This is a genomic window from Streptomyces sp. NPDC085481 (assembly GCF_044541845.1).
In the GTDB taxonomy this organism is placed as follows: Bacteria; Actinomycetota; Actinomycetes; order Streptomycetales; family Streptomycetaceae; genus Streptomyces.
Map to the genome: position 1 here is coordinate 554,904 of NZ_JBITTJ010000001.1, position 19,899 is coordinate 574,802.

18 protein-coding genes are annotated in these 19,899 nt (G+C 73.7%); 6 read left to right on the top strand and 12 right to left on the bottom strand.

Going from position 1 to position 19,899, the window contains the following annotated elements:
* Window positions 1-77: 77 nt before the first annotated feature.
* The 7 genes from ACIGEZ_RS02600 to ACIGEZ_RS02630 all read right to left on the bottom strand — a co-directional run bounded on the left by ACIGEZ_RS02600 (window position 78) and on the right by ACIGEZ_RS02630 (window position 10,422).
* A complete protein-coding gene (locus ACIGEZ_RS02600) occupies window positions 78-4,556 on the bottom strand; it encodes a hypothetical protein (RefSeq protein ID WP_399824872.1) in 4,479 nt (1,492 codons plus the stop codon).
* Window positions 4,553-5,230: a hypothetical protein gene (locus tag ACIGEZ_RS02605; RefSeq protein WP_399824874.1), complete on the bottom strand. Its 678-nt coding sequence runs from the start codon at window positions 5,228-5,230 to the stop codon at window positions 4,553-4,555. The genes ACIGEZ_RS02600 and ACIGEZ_RS02605 overlap by 4 nt, the downstream gene beginning before the upstream one ends.
* A gap of 9 nt (window positions 5,231-5,239) precedes the next feature.
* Window positions 5,240-6,073, bottom strand: coding sequence for a GNAT family N-acetyltransferase (locus ACIGEZ_RS02610; protein WP_399824875.1), 834 nt, complete (start codon window positions 6,071-6,073; stop codon window positions 5,240-5,242).
* Between the two features lie 106 nt (window positions 6,074-6,179).
* Window positions 6,180-7,688 (bottom strand): bifunctional RNase H/acid phosphatase, encoded by a 1,509-nt coding sequence (locus ACIGEZ_RS02615; RefSeq protein ID WP_399824876.1) that lies wholly within the window; start codon window positions 7,686-7,688, stop codon window positions 6,180-6,182.
* A complete protein-coding gene (locus tag ACIGEZ_RS02620; RefSeq protein ID WP_399826183.1) occupies window positions 7,688-8,431 on the bottom strand; it encodes a zinc ribbon domain-containing protein in 744 nt (247 codons plus the stop codon). Before ACIGEZ_RS02620 ends, ACIGEZ_RS02615 begins: the two co-directional genes overlap by 1 nt.
* Window positions 8,428-9,249 carry a Nif3-like dinuclear metal center hexameric protein gene (locus tag ACIGEZ_RS02625; protein ID WP_399824878.1) on the bottom strand — a complete coding sequence of 274 codons (822 nt, stop codon included), beginning with the start codon at window positions 9,247-9,249 and terminating at the stop codon, window positions 8,428-8,430. Before ACIGEZ_RS02625 ends, ACIGEZ_RS02620 begins: the two co-directional genes overlap by 4 nt.
* A 132-nt stretch (window positions 9,250-9,381) precedes the next feature.
* Window positions 9,382-10,422: an ABC transporter substrate-binding protein gene (locus ACIGEZ_RS02630; protein ID WP_399824879.1), complete on the bottom strand. Its 1,041-nt coding sequence runs from the start codon at window positions 10,420-10,422 to the stop codon at window positions 9,382-9,384.
* 272 nt (window positions 10,423-10,694) lie between these two features.
* Between ACIGEZ_RS02630 and ACIGEZ_RS02635 the strand changes: the two genes are divergently transcribed.
* Both ACIGEZ_RS02635 and ACIGEZ_RS02640 read left to right on the top strand, forming a co-directional pair.
* Window positions 10,695-11,837: a hypothetical protein gene (locus tag ACIGEZ_RS02635; protein WP_399824881.1), complete on the top strand. Its 1,143-nt coding sequence runs from the start codon at window positions 10,695-10,697 to the stop codon at window positions 11,835-11,837.
* Between the two features lie 48 nt (window positions 11,838-11,885).
* Window positions 11,886-12,008: a hypothetical protein gene (locus tag ACIGEZ_RS02640; protein ID WP_399824882.1), complete on the top strand. Its 123-nt coding sequence runs from the start codon at window positions 11,886-11,888 to the stop codon at window positions 12,006-12,008.
* Window positions 12,009-12,097: 89 nt separating this feature from the next.
* Here ACIGEZ_RS02640 and ACIGEZ_RS02645 read toward each other — a convergent pair whose 3' ends face one another.
* The 3 genes from ACIGEZ_RS02645 to ACIGEZ_RS02655 all read right to left on the bottom strand — a co-directional run bounded on the left by ACIGEZ_RS02645 (window position 12,098) and on the right by ACIGEZ_RS02655 (window position 15,141).
* Window positions 12,098-13,042, bottom strand: coding sequence for a 3-oxoacyl-ACP reductase (locus tag ACIGEZ_RS02645; RefSeq protein WP_399824884.1), 945 nt, complete (start codon window positions 13,040-13,042; stop codon window positions 12,098-12,100).
* 83 nt (window positions 13,043-13,125) lie between these two features.
* Window positions 13,126-14,202 (bottom strand): Zn-dependent alcohol dehydrogenase, encoded by a 1,077-nt coding sequence (locus ACIGEZ_RS02650; protein WP_399824885.1) that lies wholly within the window; start codon window positions 14,200-14,202, stop codon window positions 13,126-13,128.
* Between the two features lie 51 nt (window positions 14,203-14,253).
* The gene (locus tag ACIGEZ_RS02655) at window positions 14,254-15,141 is read right to left on the bottom strand and encodes a MaoC/PaaZ C-terminal domain-containing protein (RefSeq protein ID WP_399824887.1); all 888 of its coding nucleotides are present in this window, start codon (window positions 15,139-15,141) and stop codon (window positions 14,254-14,256) included.
* Window positions 15,142-15,446: 305 nt separating this feature from the next.
* Between ACIGEZ_RS02655 and ACIGEZ_RS02660 the strand changes: the two genes are divergently transcribed.
* Genes ACIGEZ_RS02660 through ACIGEZ_RS02670 form a run of 3 tightly spaced genes read left to right on the top strand, consistent with a single transcriptional unit; the run spans window position 15,447 to window position 18,303 of the window.
* A complete protein-coding gene (locus ACIGEZ_RS02660) occupies window positions 15,447-16,397 on the top strand; it encodes an ABC transporter ATP-binding protein (RefSeq protein ID WP_399824889.1) in 951 nt (316 codons plus the stop codon).
* The gene (locus ACIGEZ_RS02665; RefSeq protein WP_399824890.1) at window positions 16,394-17,116 is read left to right on the top strand and encodes an ABC transporter permease; all 723 of its coding nucleotides are present in this window, start codon (window positions 16,394-16,396) and stop codon (window positions 17,114-17,116) included. Before ACIGEZ_RS02660 ends, ACIGEZ_RS02665 begins: the two co-directional genes overlap by 4 nt.
* Before the next feature lie 26 nt (window positions 17,117-17,142).
* Window positions 17,143-18,303, top strand: coding sequence for a sensor histidine kinase (locus tag ACIGEZ_RS02670; RefSeq protein ID WP_399824892.1), 1,161 nt, complete (start codon window positions 17,143-17,145; stop codon window positions 18,301-18,303).
* A 42-nt stretch (window positions 18,304-18,345) separates the two neighbouring features.
* Here the strand turns inward: ACIGEZ_RS02670 and ACIGEZ_RS02675 are convergent, their stop codons facing one another.
* Both ACIGEZ_RS02675 and ACIGEZ_RS02680 read right to left on the bottom strand, forming a co-directional pair.
* Complete coding sequence (locus ACIGEZ_RS02675; RefSeq protein WP_399824894.1) at window positions 18,346-18,549, bottom strand: cold-shock protein; 204 nt, start codon at window positions 18,547-18,549, stop codon at window positions 18,346-18,348.
* A gap of 113 nt (window positions 18,550-18,662) precedes the next feature.
* Window positions 18,663-19,214 carry a GNAT family N-acetyltransferase gene (locus ACIGEZ_RS02680; protein ID WP_399824896.1) on the bottom strand — a complete coding sequence of 184 codons (552 nt, stop codon included), beginning with the start codon at window positions 19,212-19,214 and terminating at the stop codon, window positions 18,663-18,665.
* A 41-nt stretch (window positions 19,215-19,255) separates the two neighbouring features.
* Between ACIGEZ_RS02680 and ACIGEZ_RS02685 the strand changes: the two genes are divergently transcribed.
* Window positions 19,256-19,888, top strand: a complete 633-nt coding sequence (locus ACIGEZ_RS02685) for a response regulator (RefSeq protein WP_399826185.1) — start codon at window positions 19,256-19,258, stop codon at window positions 19,886-19,888.
* The last annotated feature ends 11 nt before the right edge of the window (window positions 19,889-19,899 follow it).

Consider the following 19,899-nt stretch of genomic DNA (forward strand, 5'->3'; position numbering starts at 1 on the left):
GAGGCAGCGGGCTGGCGGCCTAGCGGGAGGCAGCGGGGCTGGCGGCAGCGGGAGGCGGCGGCGTCCGCGGCCTGGTGTCAGGAGGCGCCGCAGGTCCGCTCGTAGCGGAGACCCGGCGCGTACCTGCTCCACTCCTCCTCCGTCAGGCCGCCCCCGGCGACGGTGCAGGCACGGCCGACGGGGTCGGCGCTCAGCTCGGGGAAGTCGTCGAGGTCCCAGACGTAGAGGCTGCTCCAGTCGGTGGTGAGGAGGTGGCGGCCGTCAGGGGTGAACCGGGCGAACTGCGCGGTCTCGTCGTGATCGTCGAGGACGCCGACCCGGTGCGGGAGGCGACGCTCGCCGACCGCCCAGAGGGTGAAGTCGCCTTGCTGATTCGCACTGGCGAGAAGGTTGCCCTGCGGATGGAACTCCACGTTCAACAGCCCTCCGTCACTCCCCGGAGCGGCTCCTGCCCTGCGCGGGTGGTGGAGGTCCTCGACGTTCCAGAGGACGACGCCCGTGTTGTCGGAGGGGTACCCCGTCGCGAGCCAACGCCCGTCCCGCGAGAAGGCGACGGGTGAGTGGCCCGTGGGCAGTTCGACCATCTTCGAGTCGGGATTCAGGTCCCACAGGAAGGTGCCGAGCTCACCCGCCAACGCCAGCGCCTTCCCGTCGTCCCGGAACCGAGGCGGGGCGTGCAGACCCGCGTGGGCAGTAGAGCCCGCCTCCTTGGGCTTCGACAGGTCCGTGACGTCCCAGAACCGGGCCGTCCCCTTCAACCACACGCCCTCGACCGACACCACCGTCGTCCCGAGCGGGGAGAAGGCCAGCTGCGCGACGGGTTCCGGGCGATGGAGACGCGCCACTCGGCGCGGTCTCGTCCGGTCGGTCAGATCCCAGAAGAGGATGTTCCCCTCGTCGTCGCCACTGACCAGTGCCCGGCCTCCGTTGCCGAAGGCGAGGGCCTGAACCCCTGCCGTGTGACCGGGCAGAGAGGCGATCCGGCGCGGCCGTCGGGGCTCGCCGAAGTCCCACAGGTCGACCCGCTCCTCGAAACCGCCCGTCGCCACGAGCCGTCCGTCGGGGCTGACGTCGAAGCTCTTGACCGAGTTCGCGCCGTCGAACGCCCCGACGACCGTGGGGCCCGAGCGGTCGGTCGCCTTCCAGCGGATCACCTCGCCCCACCCGTAACTGACGAGTTCCCGGGCGTCGGCGCTGAAGGCGAGGCCGTCCACGGACCACTTGTGCCCGTCGAGGGTGAGCGCCCGGGTCGGCCGGGCAGGGTCCACGACGTTCCAGAGGACGGCCGTGTCGTCCCCGCCGCCGGTCGCCAGCACCTTGCCGTCCTGCCGGAACAGCATGGCGTCCACGTCGTTCTTGGCACCCGACCAGCTCCGCACGGCCCGGGGCCGGGCCGGAGTGGCGATGTCCCACAGGGTGATCTCGTGCGTGTTCGCCAGCGCGAGGAGTCGCCCGTCGGGCCGGTAGGCGATGCTCTCCTGCATGCGCTCGAACCGCTTCACCGCCTTCGGGCGCGCCGGATCCGCGAGGTCCCACAGGGTCGCCCCCGACGTGTGCACGATCGTGTCCGCCTGCGGTGGATCCGATCCGAAGACGACCAGCCCCGTGGCCGTGGTCAGCGTCCGCCCGTCCGGTCCGAACTCCAGCTCCGCGCAGTCGTAGACACCTTCGCGTACGGCCCGCAGCCGCGGCTTCGCCCGGTCCCGTACGTCCCACAGCGCGAGGGACCCGAACTGGCGGTTGCCGCGCCACCACCCGACGGCCCCCAGAGTCCGCCCGTCCGCGCTGAAGCGGACCGCCTCGGCCGAGCCCGGCTGCTTCGGCAGGCGCAGAGCGCTGATCCGGTCCGGCACGTCCGCGAGGCCACGGGCCAGGCTCCACAGGCCGATCGCCCCGTCCTCGCAGCTCGTGGCGAGGATGCGGCCGTCGGGGCTGAAGGCGACGGCCTCCACGTCGGCCTTGTCCTCGGCCTTGTCCTCGGCCTTGCCCTCGCACGGCGTGAACTCCACCGGCGGGGGCGGGGCTCCTGCCTCCGCGACGTTCCACAGCCGCAGCTTCGTCCGGTCCTTGGGATGATCGGCCGCCAGCACCCGTCCGCCGGGGCCGAACACGTTGACACGGGTGGAGGCGCTGCCCTCGTCCAACGGAACCCGCCCCGCGAAGTTCGTCCGCGCGAGCGTGTCGAAGAGCGCGCTCCTCGCCTCCGCCGTCGGCTGGAGCCGGTACGCGGCCACGCCGAGGCGCAGGGCCGTGCGCGGGTCCGTCGCGCCGAGGCTCACGGCCTCCGCGCGCATGGCCCGGTAGGTCGCGAGGCGCCGCTGCTCCTCGGCCGTGGCCCGCTGCTGGACGGCGCTGTAGACGGCGACCAGGGTCGCGCACAGGGCCAGTGCCACGGCGACGAGGGCGCCCTGCAGACGCCTGGTGCGGCGCAGTTCGCGGGCGCGCACGGCGCCGGCGGCCGCCCGGCCGGCGTCGAGGAATTCGGTGTCGACCGGCCGCCGGAGCCTGCCGGCCAGCAGCTGGACGCTGGCGAGCTGGGAGCCCTGGTAGAGGTACGAGGGGTCGCGGCCGGCCGCTTGCCAGCGGTCGGCGGCCTCTTCGACCTGGCGGCGCAGTACCAGCTCGACGCGGTCGGCTTCGATCCACTCGCCCAGCGGGGCCCAGGCGCGCAGCAGTGCCTCGTGGGCGATCTGGGCGGTGTCCTGGTCCAGGGTGACGAGGCGGGCGGCGGCCAGCCGGTCGAGGAGCGCGGTCGGGGCGTCGGGGCCGGTGGTGGGGATCCGGCGGCGTACGGGGTCGGCGGAGCCGTCGACGGCGGTGACGTGCACCATGGCGAGGAGCAGGTCGCGCAGGTCCTCGCGGCCGGGCTCGTCGAGGGACGCGTACAGCTCGTCCATGGTCGTGGTGACCGACTTCCAGATGCCGCCCGTCTCCTCGTATCCGGCGAGGGTGAGGACGGCGCCGCTGCGGCGCAGCCAGGTCTCGCGCAGGGCGTGGGCGAGGAAGGGCAGGGCGTCCCGGGTGCCGCCGCCCTGCCGCAGGTCGTGCAGCAGCCGGTCGGCGAGGCCGTCCTGGAGCGTGAGCCCGGCGGCCGCTGCGGGGCGTTCGACGGCGGAGCGGAGGTCGTCCTCGGACATGGGCGGTACGTTCAACTGCCCTGCGGCCAGGGCGGATTCGAGACCCGGGTGGTCGAGGCAGCTGCCGTAGTGGTCGGCGCGCAGACCGAGGACGACGCGCGGCCGGCCGGCCCCGCCGGTGAGCAGCCCGATGAACCGGGCACGTTCGTCGGCGTCCTCGCAGCGCGTGAACACCTCCTCGAACTGGTCCACGGCGAGCAATGCGCAGGGCCGCCGCCCGGGCAGCGGCGCCGGGAAGCGGCCCTCGGCCAGTTCCCCCGTGACCTCCGCCTCCTCGCGCCCGGTCGCCCGGGCCCAGAGGGCGGCCAGGGCCCGCAGCGGGTGCGGTCCGGGGGCGGGGAGCAGGAGCGCGGGGCGGTCGTCGCCGAGACGGGCGAGGAGGCCGGCGCGCAGGAGGGAGGACTTGCCGACGCCGGAGTCGCCGACCAGGACGAGCGGAGGCGCGGGCGCCGCCGCCTCGCCGTCGCCCCGGGAGCCCTGCCCGTCGCCCTGCCCGTCGCCCCGGGAGCCCTGCCCGTCGCCCTGCCCGCCGCCCCGCCCGTCGCCCTCGACGGCGGCGAGGAGTCGGGCGGTGAGGAGGTCGCGGCCGTGGAAGTAGCCGCTGTCCTCGGCGCGGAAGGATTCCAGTCCGGGGTACGGGCACGGCACGTCGGCCGGCGGTTCGGCGGTCGGCGCGGAGCCGGTCCGGTAGGCGCGGTTAGGGGCCACGACGAGCCGCCCCAGCGTCCCGTCGCTCTGCGGGTGCGGCTGCGCGAGCTCGCCTTCGAGGCTCCGTTGCAGCGCGGCGGCCACGTGGTCCAGGGTCAGCAGGCGCGGGCCGGCAGGGTCGCCGCGCTCCAGGAGGCCGAGGAGCCGGCCGCCGAACAGGGTGTGGCGCTCGCCCTCGGGGGCGTACGAGAGCGCGAAGTACGAGGCGGAGCTGAGCAGGAAGCTGCCGCTCGGGCGCCCGTCGCGGAAGGGGTCGAGCGCCGCAGGTCCGGGGGCGGGGACCGCGGCCAGGCCGGAGAAGCAGCAGTCGAGGACGACGGCGCTGCCCGCGGCTGCGGTGCCGAGCAGCCCCTTGAGGGTGCGGTACGGCACGGCGCCGGCGACGGTGCTCGGGCCGCGGCTGCCGCGGGTGGCGAGGTACAGCTCGTCGGCGGGGCCCAGCAGGCCGTGGCCCGTGTAGACGAGCAGCAGCGGTCCGGTCGCCTCGGCGACGGCTCGCTCGACGGCGGCGACGACCTCCTCCTGGCCCGCGTCGGCGGGGACGCGGTGCACCTGCTCGGGCGCCATGCCGCAGATTTCGTGGAGGGCGCGCTGGAGGTCGTCGAGGGTGGTGTCGACGGAAGGCAGCGCGGGCAGCGTGGAGCCGTCGGCGTGGTGGCCGGTGCCGATGAGAACGGCCCGTGCGCCGCCGGCGGCGAGTGCGGCGGTCATCGACGGGCGGTCGTGCCGTCGCCGGTTTCCGCATCGTCGGCTGCGCCTGGGCCGGTGGTGGTGGCTCCGTCGACGCCGGCGGCGGCCGAGGCTGCGGCAGCGGCGGCGCCGTCCGTGGTGGCCGTGTCCGCGGTGGCCGTGTCTGCGCCAACGCCGGCGCCTCGAAGAGTGCCGGCGACCGCACCCGCTGCGGCTGCCCCCGCTCCTGCGCCGGACGCCGTGCCGGAGCCGGCGCCCGCGGCTCCCCCCGCGCCGTCGGCGCCGCCGGTGCCGGGCTCGGCCCCCGGCCGGGTTTCCGCGGCCGGCCGGGAGAGTTCGGCGGCCAGGGTGCGGGCCAGGTCGGCGGACTGGCGGGCGTCGAGGCCGCGGACGTGGTCGCTGGCGATGGTGATCTCGGTGCCGTCGGGGCGGGTGATCGTGATGGTCTGGCTGCCCCGACGGGTCTGCGCCCAGGCGACGACCGCCCCCGCGAAGACGGCCGCGACCCCGCCGGGCGCGAGGAGCGCGAGCAGGGCGTCCGCCCCGACGCCCATCGCCCCCGGTTCCGGCACCGCCTCGTCGGCGCCGGCGCGGATCCGGCCGCGCAGCGCGGGTTCGGCGCTCAGCCAGCGCCGTAACTCGTGGGCGCCGTCCGCCCCTTCACCCTCCGCGTGGACCGTGATGACAGTACGCATGCCAGCAGGTTAGACCTGCATCCCGAACTCGACAGCGGCATGATCGGTCACCGGTCGGTAACCCATGTGCTGGTACAAGGAGTTGCTTGTCCGATTCGCCAAGTCGGTGAACAGCAGCACCTGTTCGGCGCCCGCCTCGACGGCGGCCCGGCTGACCGCGCACGTGACGGCGCCGCCGTAGCCGCGGGCGCGGTGGGCGGGCGGGGTGTAGACGGGCGAGACGCGGGCCTGGCCGGCGACCGTACGGGAGACCGAGGCCATCGCGACGGGCCGGTCGTCCGCCTCCCACAGGTGCAGTCGGCCGTCGGCGACGCGGGCCGCGACGTTCGCCGTGTAGTCGGCGTCGGGGTCCTCGCCGACGTCCCGCGCGAACTCCCGCATCCACCCGACCGCGAGCGGCAGGTCCGCCCGGACCGCCAGGCGCGGGCGGCCCGGCGGTGCGGGGTCAGGCGGAGTGAGGTCTCCCAGCCGGTAGAGCCGCATCCGGCGCGTGGTCCGCCACGACCTGCCCTGGGCCTGCCCGAACGCCGCGGCGAACGCCTCCACGGTCCCGGACTCGCCCCGTACGCCCGTCACTTCGGCCGCTCCCGACAGCACCCCGGGCAGCGCCCTGGCCAGCTCCCGCGCGGCGCTGTCCGGCATGACGCCGAGCAGCGGCACCCCGGGCGGCGAGACGAGGAACGCGCCCGTCGCCCGGACTTCCCCCGGCTCCGCCCACCAGCCGCGCAGTCCGGGTACGTCGAGCTGGGTCAGCAGCGCGGTGTGACGGGCCGGGGCGGCGGCCAGGTGGTTCCGTACGGCGGCACGGAACGCCTCGGGGTCCTCGGTGAAGTGCCAGCTCATGCCGGCGATGGTGGTACGGGACGGGGGACGGGTCCAGTCGTTTTCCGGCCCGCACCGCCCGCGCACCACCCCGCGCACCGCCCGGCTCCTCCCTACCGCCGCCCGCTCACCTCAAGTGCGAGGTGTCGTTGAGGAGTCGTACGGACGCGTTGCCGTCCGCGTAGTAGGCCACCGCCGAGATCGACGCCGCCGACAGCTCCATCCGGAACAGCGACTCCGGCGGGGCGCCGAGGGCGAGCCGGATCAGGGTCTTGATGGGGGTCACGTGCGTGACGAGCAGGACGGTCCGGCCCGCGTAGGCGGCGGTGAGGCGGTCGCGGGTGGCGGCCACGCGGCGGGCGACGGTCGCGAAGCTCTCGCCGCCGCCGGTCGGGGCGGCCTTCGGGGAGGCGAGCCAGGCGTCGAGGTCGTCCTTGTGGCGTTCGCGGACCTCGGCGAAGGTCAGGCCCTCCCAGGCGCCGAAGTCGGTCTCGCGCAGGCCGTTCTCGATCCGCACATCAAGGCCCAGGCGGGTGGCGACGGCCTCGGCGGTCTGGCGGCACCGGGTGAGCGGCGAGCTGACGATCTCCTGGATCGTGCCGCGCGCGGCGAGCGCGGCGGCCACGGCCTCGGCCTGTCGGCGGCCGGCCGCCGACAGTTCGGGGTCACCGCCGCCGCTGCCGGAGAACCGCTTCTCGGGCGTGAGCGCCGTCTCCCCGTGCCTGAGCAGCACGAAGGTCGCCGGCGCCCCCATGTCGGGCCCGGCCCAGCCCGGCGCGACGGGAGCCTGGGGCCGGGTCTCGGTCTGGGGCCGGGCGTGGGCTTGGGCGTCGGCCTGCGCCTCGGCCTTCTCCTTCGTCCTGGGTGCGGCGGGGTGGGCCGCCTCCGCCTCGAAGTCGCCTGTCGCCACAGCGCGCTCGGCCGCGTCGCGGCCCGCGGCCTCGCGGTCCGCCGTCGCCCGGTCCGCCGTCGCCGCCGTGGCCAGCGACGCGCGGGCCTGGGCGGCCAAGCTCTCGTCCGGCTCGAACAGGGCCTCGGGCTCGGGCTCACCGGCCCGCTCCGGGCGGGTGGTCCCCAGGGCGGCCCTCGCTCGCGCCGCGCCCGCCGTCGCGTCGCCGGGCGGGCCGGAGGGGGCGAGGAGGGTCGTGGCGGCGGCGTTGCGGGCCGCTGCGGCGTCGGAGGCGGACGGGGACCACTGCTCGCCCCGGCGGCCCGCGTCCATCGCCTCGTTGGCGAGCCGGTCCGCGTGTTTGTTGCGTTCGCGCGGGATCCACTCGTAGCGGACCCGGCCCGGCGGGAAGACGCGGGCGGCCTCGGCGGCCAGCGGCTTCATGTCGGGGTGCTTGATCTTCCAGCGGCCGGACATCTGCTCGACGACCAGCTTGGAGTCCATGCGGACGTGGACCGTGGCGTCCGGGAACAGCTCCCGGGCCGCCGCAAGACCGGCCACCAGGCCCTTGTACTCGGCGACGTTGTTCGTGGCGACGCCGATGAACTCGGCGCGCTCCGCCAGCGTCTCCCCCGTCGCCGGGTCCAGGACCACCGCGCCGTAACCGGCGGGACCCGGGTTGCCCCGGGAGCCCCCGTCGGCCTCGACGATCACCTCGCGGACCGCACCGCCACCGCCGGGTGTCATTACAGACCGGACTCCGACGTACGGACCAGGATCCGGCGGCAGTTCTCGCAGCGCAGCACGGTGTCAGCGGCGGCCGCGCGGACCTCGTTGAGCTCCGTGATGTTCAGCTCGATGTGGCAGCCCTCGCACTTGCGCTGGTACAGCCGCGCCGCGCCGACCCCGCCCTGCTGCTCGCGCAGCTTCTCGTAGAGCTTCATCAGGTCGGCCGGGACGGAGCCGGCGACCAGCTCGCGCTCCTTGGCGACCGAGGCGCTCTCGGCGTCGAGCTCGGCCTGGGCGGCGTCCCGGCGGCCGGTGGCGTCGTCGGTCTTGGCCTGGACGGCGGCGACCCGGTCGGTGAGCTCGGCGACCCGCTCCTGGGCGGACTCGCGGCGCTCCATGACCTCCAGGACGATCTCCTCGAGGTCGCCCTGGCGCTTGGCGAGCGAGGTGATCTCGCGCTGGAGGTTCTCCAGGTCCTTCGGGGAGGAGACCGCGCCGGAGTCGAGGCGCTGCTGGTCGCGGGCGGCGCGCTGGCGCACCTGGTCGACGTCCTGCTCCGCCTTGGTCTGCTCGCGGGCGCAGTCGCTCTCCTCGGTCTGCGCGGCGACGAGCAGGTCGCGCAGCTGGGTGAGGTCCTTGTTCAGCGATTCGATCTCGGCGTGCTCGGGCAGCGACCTGCGCTTGTGCGCGAGCTGCTGGAGACGCACGTCCAGGGCCTGGACGTCGAGGAGTCGGATCTGGTCGGCGGGCGCGGCGTTCAGTTGGGGGCTCCAGAAGAGGTGTGGTGGGAGGACCAGGGGTCGGTGACCGTCGTCGAGACGTGGACGCGGAGGCCCCACCCGTGGCGGTCGGAGATCGTGTCGAGCTGGGCGGCGGCCTGCTCGCACCAGGGCCATTCGGTGGCCCAGTGCGCGGCGTCGACCAGCCCCAGGGGCGAGTGCTGCGTCGCCTCGGATACGGGGTGGTGGCGCAGGTCGGCGGTGAGGAAGGCGTCCACGCCCGCGGCCCGTACGGCGTCGAAGAGGCTGTCGCCGGAGCCGCCGCTGACGGCGACCCGGTGCAACAGCATGTCGGGGTCGCCGGCCACCCGGATGCCCTGCGCGGTGGCGGGCAGCCGCTTGGCGGCGCGGGCGGCGAACTCGGCGAGGGTCTCGGGGTGGTCGAACTCGCAGATCCGGCCGAGGTTGTTCTCGGGGACGAGCGGTCCGGTGACCCGCAGGTCGAGCGCGCCGGCCAGGGCGTCGGAGACGCCGGGGTCGGCGGTGTCGGCGTTGGTGTGGGCCACGTGGAGGGCGATGTCGTGCTTGATCAGGGTGTGCACGACCCGGCCCTTGAAGTGGGAGGCCGCGACGGTCGTCGTACCGCGCAGATAGAGCGGGTGGTGGGTGACGATGAGGTCGGCGCCGAGGCGGATGGCCTCGTCGGCGATCTCCTGGACGGGGTCGACGGCGAAGAGGACGCGGCTGACCTCGGTGTCGGGGTCGCCGCAGACGGTGCCGACGGCGTCCCACTGCTCGGCCCGCTCGGGCGGCCACAGGGCGTCGAGCTCGGCGATGACTTCAGACAGACGGGGGGGCACGGAGGAAAGGCTACCTGTCCTCCGTGCCCCGCCGCCCTGACCTGTGGATAACCCCGGGCGCCCGCTCGGCGCGGTGGGGGCCGGAAGCCGTGGGGCGCGATCCCCCGGCGTCCCGTCCACCGGGCCTGCGGGCTACTTCTTCACGAGGTCCGCGCGCAGGTCGTCGAGCACGCTGTTCGCCGCGGTGACGCCGAGGCCGAGGTACCAGGTCTCGTCCGGGACGTCCTTGGCCTGGCCGGCCTTGACGGCCCTGAGGTTCTTCCACAGCGGGTTGGCCTGGGCGGTGTCGCGCTTGGTGGCCTTGGGGTCTCCGTAGACGCCGGTGAAGATCCAGTCGCCGTCGGCCTGGTCGATCTTCTCCGGGCTGACCTCGACGGCGAGGTCGTTCACCCGCTGGTTCACGGGCCGGGGCAGGCCGGTGTCCTCGAGGATGGTGCCGATGAACGAGGCCTTGGCGTAGAGGCGGATCTTGCCCGGGAGGTAGCGGACCATGGAGACGGTCGGCTTGTCGGGGCCGATGTCCGTGCCGAGCTGCTCGGCCTTGTTCTCGTAGGCGGTCAGCTTCGACTTCGCCTGGTCGGTCTTGTCGAGGGCGGCGGCGTTGAGGAGGTAGTTCTCCTTCCAGGTGAATCCCGGGCGGATGGAGAACACGGTGGGGGCGATCTTCGACAGCTCGTCGTACTTGTCGGCGGCGCGCAGCTGGCTGCCGAGGATGAGGTCGGGCTGGAGGTTGGCGATCGCCTCCAGGTTGAGGTTGTTGATGGTGCCGACGGACTTGGGGCTGCCGGCGTCCTTCTTGAGGTAGCCGGGGATGCCGTCGTCGCCCTCGGAGGGGGCGTAGCCGACGGGCTTGATGCCGAGGCTGACGACGTTGTCGAGCTCGCCGACGTCGAGGACGACGACGCGCTTGGGGGCGGCGGGGATCTCCGTCTTGCCGAGGGCGTGGGTGAGGGTGCGCGGGAACTGCCCGGTCTTCGCGTCCGTGCCCATGGCGGCGGTCTTGGCGGCGGCGTCGCCGAAGTCCTTGCCGCCGGTGGCGACGTCCTTCTTCTTTCCGCCCTCGTCCCTCTTGGCGCTGTCCGAGGAGCCGTCACCGCCTCCGCAGGCCGCGAGGGTGAGCGCGGCGGCGAGGGTGAGTGCGGCGGCAGCGGTGCCACGGCGGCGGAGGGACATGGGGTCTCCTGTACGCGTACGGGGATGGGGGCGGTGCCGGGCCCCGGGCGTGTCGGATACCGGCACCTCGGGAGCCCGCTGCTGACCCACGGCGGACGCGAAGGTTCCACTTAGGGTCGCCTTACCTTACCTACCCCCCGCCCCACCAGCACAACCCGCCCCCTCCGCTCAGCGGAACGGGAAGACCGCCACCCTTTGGGGTGAAGTGAGGTGGCTCGTGTTGTTCGGCTGGAAGTGCGAAAACTAGCTTCGTGGCCGGAGGTGACGAGTCGATGACAGCCTGTGCCATCGAGACGGCCGCGGGGGACGGTGACGCCGTGTGGCCCACGCCCGCCGGCCCCGGGCGGTTCACGATCACGGCGAACGGCGCCTACGCGGCCCGGCTCGCCGGTTCGGGGGACGCGCTGTACGTGGAGCGCTGGACGCTGGACGGCCCGGAGCCGTACGCCGTGCCGCTCCCCCTCGCCCAGCCCGAGGAGCCCGGCGCGCTGCTGCTGCCGCTGGCGGACGGGCGGGTCCTGGTGGGCCGCCGCGTCGACGGACGCCGGCACACGTTCTCCCTGCTCTACCCGACCGGCCCCGAGACGGGCGAGCTGGTTCTCGGCGCCGTGGAGGCGCCCGGCTCCGAGCGGCTCGTGCTCCTGCCGCCGTCGCCGGACGGCATCTGCGCGTACGCCATGTGCGTCGGCCCGGACACCACCACCCTGTGGCTGGTGGCGGGCGGGGCCTTCGGACCCGAGCAGGTGGCCGAGGTGAAGGGCCGCTGCACGGGCGGGGTCTGGCTGGACCGTACGGGGCGGATACTGGCCCTCGACCGGCAGCTGGGCGGCGGCCCCGTGAAGGCGGTCGCGGTCGACCTGGAGCGCGGCGGCGAGGTGACCCCGCTGCTGCAGATCACCGAGGAGAGCAACGACCGGCTGCTCCTCGCCGACCCGGACAGCGGGCTGCTGCTGATCCGCTCCGACGCACCCTCGCCGGGCCACGAGCGCCTGGGCTGGGGGGTCCTGGGGAGCCTGCTGCCGGTGCGGTTCCCCGACTGTCTGCGCCTGGACGACGCGGCGGTCACGCCGTTCGCGGTGCAGCCGGGGCAGGTGCTGATGCCGGAGAGCTGCGGCGTGGCGCTGCGGATCGACGCGGCGGGCGGCAGCTGGGTGGGGATGTGGCGTCCCTCCTCGCGCCGGATGCACCAGCTGGCCGCCCCCGCGGGCTGGCTGGCCGGCGCGGGCCTGTGGACGGCCGAGGGGGTGCTGCGACTGCCGTACGCGACGGCGGGGGCGCCGTGCGGGCTCGCGGGCCTCGAGGAGCCCGCCGACTGCCCCGCACCGGAGCCGGTGGCGGTCGTGGTGGAGCCGAAGGTGTGCCGGCCCGTGCCGTTGCAGCAGGCACCTCTGACGGACCGAAAGCCCGCTGGCTAGACTCACGGGCCGCACAGCAAGAACGATTTCTACGGGGTGAGTTCCACCATGAGCAACACGGACGCGCAGGAGCAGAACGGCTCGGGCAGGCACCGGGGTCCGACCGCGCCCGCGGAGGACTCCACGTCCTCGCCGCACGGCCGCCACCGCCGCGAGCCCGACGCGCAGTGAGCAGGCGAACGGCCCCCGGGTCTCCCCGGGGGCCGTTCGCGTTCCCCCACCACACCCCCGTGCGGTCAGCTCCTGCTGCGAGTCGCTCTTCAGCCCTTCTTCAAGCCCAGCACCTCCGCCGCCGCGAAGGTCTCGCCCGCCGGGCGGGCGGCGTAGTGCGGGGTGAGCAGCCCGTCCAGCTCCTCGTACGTGAAGACGTCCTTCGCCGTGTCGAACTTCGCGGCCACCTTCGGCCGGTCCACGATCGCCACCATCCCGCCGTGGACGACGAGCAGCTGGCCGTTGACGGCGGCGGCCGCCGGGGAGGCGAGGTAGCCGACGAGCGGCGCCACGTGCTCCGGCGACAGCGGGTCGAGCTCGTCCGCCGCCGTCGGCTCGGCGAAGCCGGCGAAGACGTCCTCGGTCATCCGGGTGCGGGCCCGCGGGCAGATGGCGTTCGCGGTGACGCCGTACTTGGCGAGGGCGAGCGCGGTGGAGGTGGTCAGGCCGACGATGCCGCCCTTGGCCGCCGCGTAGTTGGGCTGTCCGGCCGAACCGGCGAGGAAGGCCTCGGACGAGGTGTTGACGATCCGGCCGTAGACACCGTCCTCGCCCGCCTTGGCCCGGCCGCGCCAGTGCACGGCGGCGAAGTGGGTGGTGTTGAAGTGGCCCTTGAGGTGGACCCGGATGACCGCGTCCCACTCGTCCTCGCTCATCGAGAAGACCATCCGGTCGCGCAGGATGCCCGCGTTGTTCACGAGGATGTCCAGCTTCCCGAACTCGGCCACGGCCAGGTCGACGAGGCCGCGGGCGGTCTCGAAGTCGGCGATGTCGCCGAGGTGCGCGACCGCCCGGCCGCCGGACGCGCGGATCTCGTCGACGACCTCCTCCGCCGGGGTTGCGGACGCCTCGCCCGAGCCGTCGCGGCCGGGCTGGCCGTAGTCGTTGACGACCACGGCCGCGCCCAGCCGGGCGAGTTCCAGGGCCTCGGCGCGGCCGAGGCCGCGGCCCGCGCCGGTGACGATCGCGCTCAGGCCCTCCAGGGGCAGAGTCATCGCAGTCCTCTCAGCTCGGATCCAATATGCGAATACCGGATACTGGATATCGGATACTGGACATTGGATATTGGATCCAGTCCTCAGATCTCTATGCACGTACGCAGGGCGACACCCGTGCGCATCTGCTCCAGCGCCTCGTTGATCCCCGCCAGCGGCACCCGGTGCGTGATCAGGGACTCCAGGTCGATGCGGCCGGCCCGCCAGAGCGCGATGGCGCGTTCGTACGAGCGGAGCACGTCCCCGCCCCCGTACATCGACGGCAGGATCCGCTTCTCGTCGAAGAAGAGCTCGAACATGTTGAGCTGGAGGTGGTCGTCGAGGGCGCCCGCGCCTACGACGCACAGGGTGCCGCCGCGCCGGGTGTTCTCGTAGGCGGTGCGGGCGGTGGCGGACTTGCCGACGACCTCGAAGACGTAGTCGAAGCCCTCGCCACCGGTGACCCGCTGCTTGGCGTCGGCGAGCGCGTCGGGTGCGACGGCCTCGGTGGCACCGAAGCGCAGCGCGGCCTCGCGCCGGGACTCGACGGGGTCGACGGCGACGATCTCGGCGGCGCCCTGGAGCTTGGCGCCCTGGATCGCGGAGATGCCGACGCCGCCGCAGCCGATGACGGCGACCGACGAACCGGCCTCCACCTTGGCGGTGTTGATGGCCGCACCGAGTCCCGTGGTCACGCCGCAGCCGATGAGCGCGGCGATGTCGAAGGGCACGTCGTCGGGGATGGGGACGGCGCAGCCCGCGTCGACGACGACCTCCTCGGCGAAGGTGCCGGTCCCGGCGAAGCCGAAGACGTCACCGCCGGGGCGCTTGAAGTTGGGGGTGCCGGCATTCATGAAGCCGGCCAGGCAGAGCTGGGTCTGGCCGCGCTTGCAGGCGGGACAGCTGCCGCAGGCGGGCAGCCAGCACAGCAGTACCCGCTGTCCCTCACTCAGTCCGGTGACGCCGTCGCCGATGTCGGTGATCTCGCCGGCGCCCTCGTGGCCGGGGACGAAGGGCGCGGGCTGCGGGAGCACGCCGCTCATGGCGGACACGTCGGAGTGGCACAGGCCGGTGGCCCTGACCCGGATCCGCACCTTGCCGGGGCCGAAGCCCACGGCCTCGACGTCGTCGAGTACTTCGAGTTTGTCCTGGCCGATCTCGTGCAGTACGGCTGCGCGCATGGTGCGGCTCCCTTCGGGAGACTCGGGCGAGTTCGGGACAGTCCGTGGAGATCAGGAGTGTTCGACGACGGTGTCGGCGAGGACGGGGGCGTCGTCCCGTTCGACGGCCGTGACCGTCACCTGGACCCTGCCGCCGCCGGTCGTGCCGCCGCCGGTCGCCCCGTCGCCCTGGCGCCACATCCGGATGCGCAGGGTCTCGCCGGGGAAGACGATCCCGGCGAAGCGGGTGCGGTAGGCGCGGACGCGGGTGACGTCGCCGTCGAGGAGGCTGTCGACGACCGCCTTGAGCGTCATGCCGTACGAGCACAGGCCGTGCAGGATCGGCCGGTCGAAGCCCGCGAGCTTGGCGAACTCGGGGTCGGCGTGGAGCGGGTTCCAGTCGCCGGAGAGCCGGTAGAGGAGGGCCTGGTCCTCGCGGACGTGCCGTTCGACGGTGGTGTCGGGCTCGCGGGCGGGGAGTTCGAGGCGCTCGGAGGGGCCGCGTTCGCCGCCCCATCCGCCCTCCCCGCGTACGAAGATCTGGGCGTCGCTGGTCCACAGCGGGCCTTCGTCGTCGGCGGCCTCGGAGCGCAGCACGAGGACCGCGGCCTTGCCCTTGTCGTAGACGGCGGCGACGCGGGAGGTGGAGACGGCGCGCCCGGAGACGGGCAGCGGGCGGTGGAGGGTGATCGACTGGCCGCCGTGCAGGACGGCGGCGAGGTCGATGTCGATGCCGGGGGCGGACAGTCCGCCGACGACGCCCATGCCGGCGCCCGCGACGGTGGCGAAGCTGGGCAGGACGTGCAGCCGGGATTCGAGGGTGTAGCGCAGCTCGTCGGGGTCGGTGGCGGGGGTGCCGGCGCCGAGTCCGAGGTGGTAGAGCTGGACGTCCTTGTGGTCCCAGGCGATCTCCGCGCTGCGGGGTTCGGCGGCGACGGCCTTGGCGGCGTCAATGGGCATCGTGTTGCTGCTCCTTGGAGGTCCTTGGAGTGGAGACCTCGATGCGGTCGTCCGCACCGTCGACCGCACCGAGGCCGTGCGGGGACCGTTCTGCGTACGCGTCCGGCCGTTCGAGTCGTTCTAGAACGCGTTTCAGTTCGGTGATCCTCATGTATAGCGGAGGGGTTCGGCGTTGTGAACCCTCCTGACGGTACGTCAGAACAGCTTGTGGGACACCGGGACACCTCGCCCAGGACATTTGTCACGGCCAGGTCCGTACATGCGCTTCTGCCGGACCCCCGCCCCCGCTCCGTAGCGTCGTGGACATGAAGAACGAGCCCGCGGTCGCCTTCGAGGCGGCCACCAAGACGTACGGCGACGTCCGCGCCGTCGACGGCGTCGACCTCACCATCCGCCGTGGCGAGACCGTCGCACTCCTCGGCCGTAACGGCGCCGGGAAGTCCACGACCATCAACCTGCTCCTCGGTCTGGACGAGCCCGTCTCCGGGCGGGTCCGGCTGTTCGGCGAGCCGCCCGCCCGCGCCGTCGCGGCCGGTCGGGTCGGGGCGATGCTCCAGGACACCCGCCCCGTCCCCCGGGTCACGGTGCGCGAGCTGGTCACCTTCGTCGCCCGCGCGTACCCCGCGCCCATGCGGGTCGACGAGGCCCTGGAGCTGGCCGGCCTGACCGGGCTCGCGGGCCGTCGCGTGGACCGGCTGTCCGGCGGCCAGGCCCAGCGCGTACGGTTCGCCGTCGCCCTGGCCGGCAACCCGGAGCTCCTGGTCCTGGACGAGCCGACCGCGGCCCTGGACGTCGAGGCCCGCCAGACCTTCTGGGACGCCATGCGCGGCTACGCCCGGCGCGGCAACACGGTGCTGTTCTCCACCCACTACCTGGAGGAGGCCGACGCGAGCGCCGACCGGATCGTCGTCGTCGACTCCGGCCGGATCCTCGCGGACGGCACCGCCGACCAGCTGAAGCGGGCGGCGGGCGGCACGGTCGTCTCCTTCGACCTGGCCGGCGGCCCGACCGAGGGGTTGTCCCTGCTCCCCGGCGTGACCGCGGTCGAGATCCGCGGCGACCGCGCCCACCTGCGCAGCGCGGACTCCGACGCGACCGTCCTGACCCTCGCGGCGCGGGACTCGATCCGGGGCCTGGAGGTCGCCCCGGTCTCCCTGAACGACGCCTTCCTCGCCCTCACCGGCGTCACCAAGTCCACGTCCCCGTCCACGTCCACGTCCACGTCCACGTCCACGTCCCTGGAGCTGACCCGATGATCGCCGCGTACGTACGCCTCGAAGTCCGCCGCACCCTGCGCGACGCCGGTTTCGCGATCTCGTCGATCGCCGTGCCGGTCCTGATGTACCTCCTCTTCACCAACCTCGGCGGCGAAGACGACGGCGGGTACGAGACCTACTCCATGGTCAGCATGGCGGCGTACGGGGCCCTGGGCGCGGCCCTGTCACTGGGTACGGGTGTCGCCGAGGACAAGTCCTCCGGCTGGCTGCGCCAGTTGCGGATCACCCCGATGAGCCCGCGCCAGGTGGTGACGGGCCGCGCGCTGACCGGCACGGTCGTGGTGCTGCCGTCCATCGCGACGGTGCTGCTCGCGGGGGCGCTGGTCAACGGCGTACGGCTCGACGCGTGGCAGTGGGCGGCGGTGGCGGTGGCGCTGTGGGCGGGCTCGCTGCCGTTCACGCTGCTCGGCCTCGGCAACGGTTACCGGCTCTCGGCCCAGACGACGGGTGTCGTCAACGTGGCCTGCAACCTGGGACTCGCCGTGGTCGGCGGCCTGTGGTTCCCGGTGGCCCTGTTCCCGGACTGGCTGCGCGCGGTGTCCTCGTACACTCCGACGAACCGTTTCTCCGAGCTCGGCCGCGCGCTGGCGGAGGGCACGGTGCCGGGGGCGGCGGCGCTCGGGATCCTGGCGGTGTGGGCGGCGGTGTTCGGTGCGTACGCGGCGGTCTCGTACCGTCGTTCGGCACGGACGGTCTGAGGGACGCGAGGGAACGGGGAGTCGCCATGCGCAGGATTCGGAAGAGCCGCAAGGGGCGACGCGGGGGGCGCGCCCCGGAGGAGATGGGCCCGCCGAACGGCTTCGCGCTGCTGCCGTGGCTGCTGATGGGCGGGGGCGCGGTCTCGCATCTCCTCGGAGGCGCGGCCCCCAACCCCTGGATCGGCGCCCTGGGCCTGCTGGCCTTCAACTCCCTCTACATCGCGGTGGTCTTCCGCGCCTTCGACCGCACCCGCCGGGAGGCGGCGGCCACCTGGTGGCTGCTGGCCGCGCTGACGGCGGTGACGCTGGCCCTGGCCATCGGCTACGCGGGGCCGTGGCTGCTGTTCTTCCCGCTGCTCGGCCTGGCGGTGGGCTCGGTGGTACGGGGCAGGATGCTGGTGAGGGTGGTGCTTCCCCTGTGCCTGGTGGCGGCGGCCGCGGCGGGGGTACGGGACGGCTGGGACGCGATCAACGTGGCGTACGGGACGTTCCTGTCGACCATGGTGACGGCGGCGGTGCTCACCCTCTCCGAAACGGTCAGGGAACTGCGCGCGACCCGCGAGGAGCTCGCCCGCACGGCGGTGGAGAAGGAACGCCTGCGCTTCTCCCGCGACCTGCACGACCTGCTGGGCCACACCCTGTCGGTCATCGTGGTCAAGTCGGAGGCGGCCCGCCGCCTGGCCCCGCGCGACCTGGACGCGGCGCTGTCCCAGATCACGGACATCGAGTCGGTGGGCCGCCAGGCCCTGACGGAGATCCGCGAGGCGGTGACGGGCTACCGCGAGGGCTCCCTGACCACGGAACTGGACCGGGCGAGGGACGCCCTCTCCTCCGCCGGCATCGAGCCGGTCGTGCGCCAGTCGGGACCGCCCCTGGAACCCCAGACGGAGGCGCTGCTGAGCTGGGTGGTCCGGGAGTCGGCCACCAACGCGGTCCGCCACAGCGGGGCGACCCGCTGCGAGTTCACCCTGGGCGGCACCCCGGACCGCGTCCACCTCACCATCACGGACAACGGCCGGGGCACGACCACCGACACCCCGGGCAGCGGCCTCCTGGGCCTCCGCGAGCGGGTGGCCACAGCAGGCGGCACCCTGGTGTCGGGGCCGGGCCCTCGCGGTGGCTTCCGGGTCACGGCGGAACTCCCCGTGGAGACCTCCAGGACCGGCGAACCGGAGCCGTCGGCCTGACCGCAGCCGGGTTCGGCCGGCGAGCCGGGCAGGCCGGGCGGTCTATGCGGGCTGGATGTTCTCCGCCTGCGGCCCCTTCGCGCCCTGAACCACGTCAAAGGACACCTTCTGCCCCTCCTGGAGCTCGCGGAAGCCGCTGCTGGAGATGTTCGAGTAGTGGGCGAAGACGTCGGGGCCTCCGCCGTCCTGCTCGATGAAGCCGAAGCCCTTTTCCGAGTTGAACCACTTCACTGTTCCCGTTGCCACTCTGGTCCTCCTGATGAAACTTCACGTAAGCAGGTGCATCTCATCAGAGGTGCAGCCCCGGACAGGGGCGCCGCACAGGGTCTCTCCCCCCAACGGGTGCATGCTCGCCCGGCTCAACCGGACGGTGTGGCCGGGGACCACACGCCGAACCACTGCTCGGCGCCGTACTCCTCGAACCGCTCCACCTCGGTGAACCCCAGCTTCGCCGCGAGGCGCATCGAGCGGGCGTTGGCTGTCCGGGTGGTGAGCACCACCGGCTCACCGGGAAGCACGCCGGCGAACCAGTCGAGTGCCGCGGTGGCCGCCTCGGCGGCGTACCCGCGTCCCCACGCCTCCGGCAGGAACAGGTAGCCGAGCTCGGCTGCCTCTTCGGCCCCCGGACGGACGTGCCCCTGCCGTCCCGCGTCGCGGCGATCGAGCGTGACGATGCCGATCACCGCTCCGTCGAGATCGATCACGAAGTGGCCGGGACGCCGCCCGGGCACCTCCGGCATCGCGGCTTCGAGCTCATCGCGCGGTCGGGAGCCACCGATGTGGGTGCCCACCTCTGGCGAGGCGAACAGCTCGACGAACGCCGCACGGTCCCGGGCCTCGGACGCGCGGAGCACCAGCCGCTCGGTGGTGATCGGGGCGGGTGGCCAGACGGAGGGCCCGAGTTCGGTCATGTCGAGCAACCTATCGACCTACGCTGTTCCTCGTGAACGAGATGCCGCAGGACCATCGCCCGCTGAGCCGTACGAGAGTCCTCCTCGCCGAGGACCAGGGCATGATGCGCGGCGCGCTCGCGCTGCTGCTGGGGATGGAGCCGGATATCGAGGTCGTCGCGCAGGTGGGGCGTGGGGACGAGATCGTGGACGCGGCACTGTTGGCGCGGCCCGAGGTGGCGCTGCTCGACATCGAGCTGCCGGGGCGGTCGGGCCTCGAGGCGGCGGCGGACCTGCGGGACGAGGTGCCGGACTGCCGGGTGCTGATCCTCACGACCTTCGGCCGGCCCGGCTATCTGCGCCGGGCGATGGAGGCGGGCGCGGCCGGGTTCCTGGTGAAGGACGGGCCGGTCGAGGAGCTGGCCGAGGCGATCCGCAAGGTCCTCCGGGGCGAAACGGTCATCGACCCGGCACTGGCGGCCGCCGCCCTGAGCGCCGGCCCGAACCCGCTGACCGCGCGCGAGCGGGACGCCCTCGGTGCGTCGGTGGACGGCGCCACGATCGTCGACATCGCGGCCAGACTGCACCTGTCCGAGTCGACCGTACGCAACTACCTGTCCTCGGCCATCGGCAAGACGGGCACCCGCAACCGCATGGAAGCGGTCCGGGCGGCCCGTCAGCAGGGGTGGCTGTAGAGCCTCCGGCC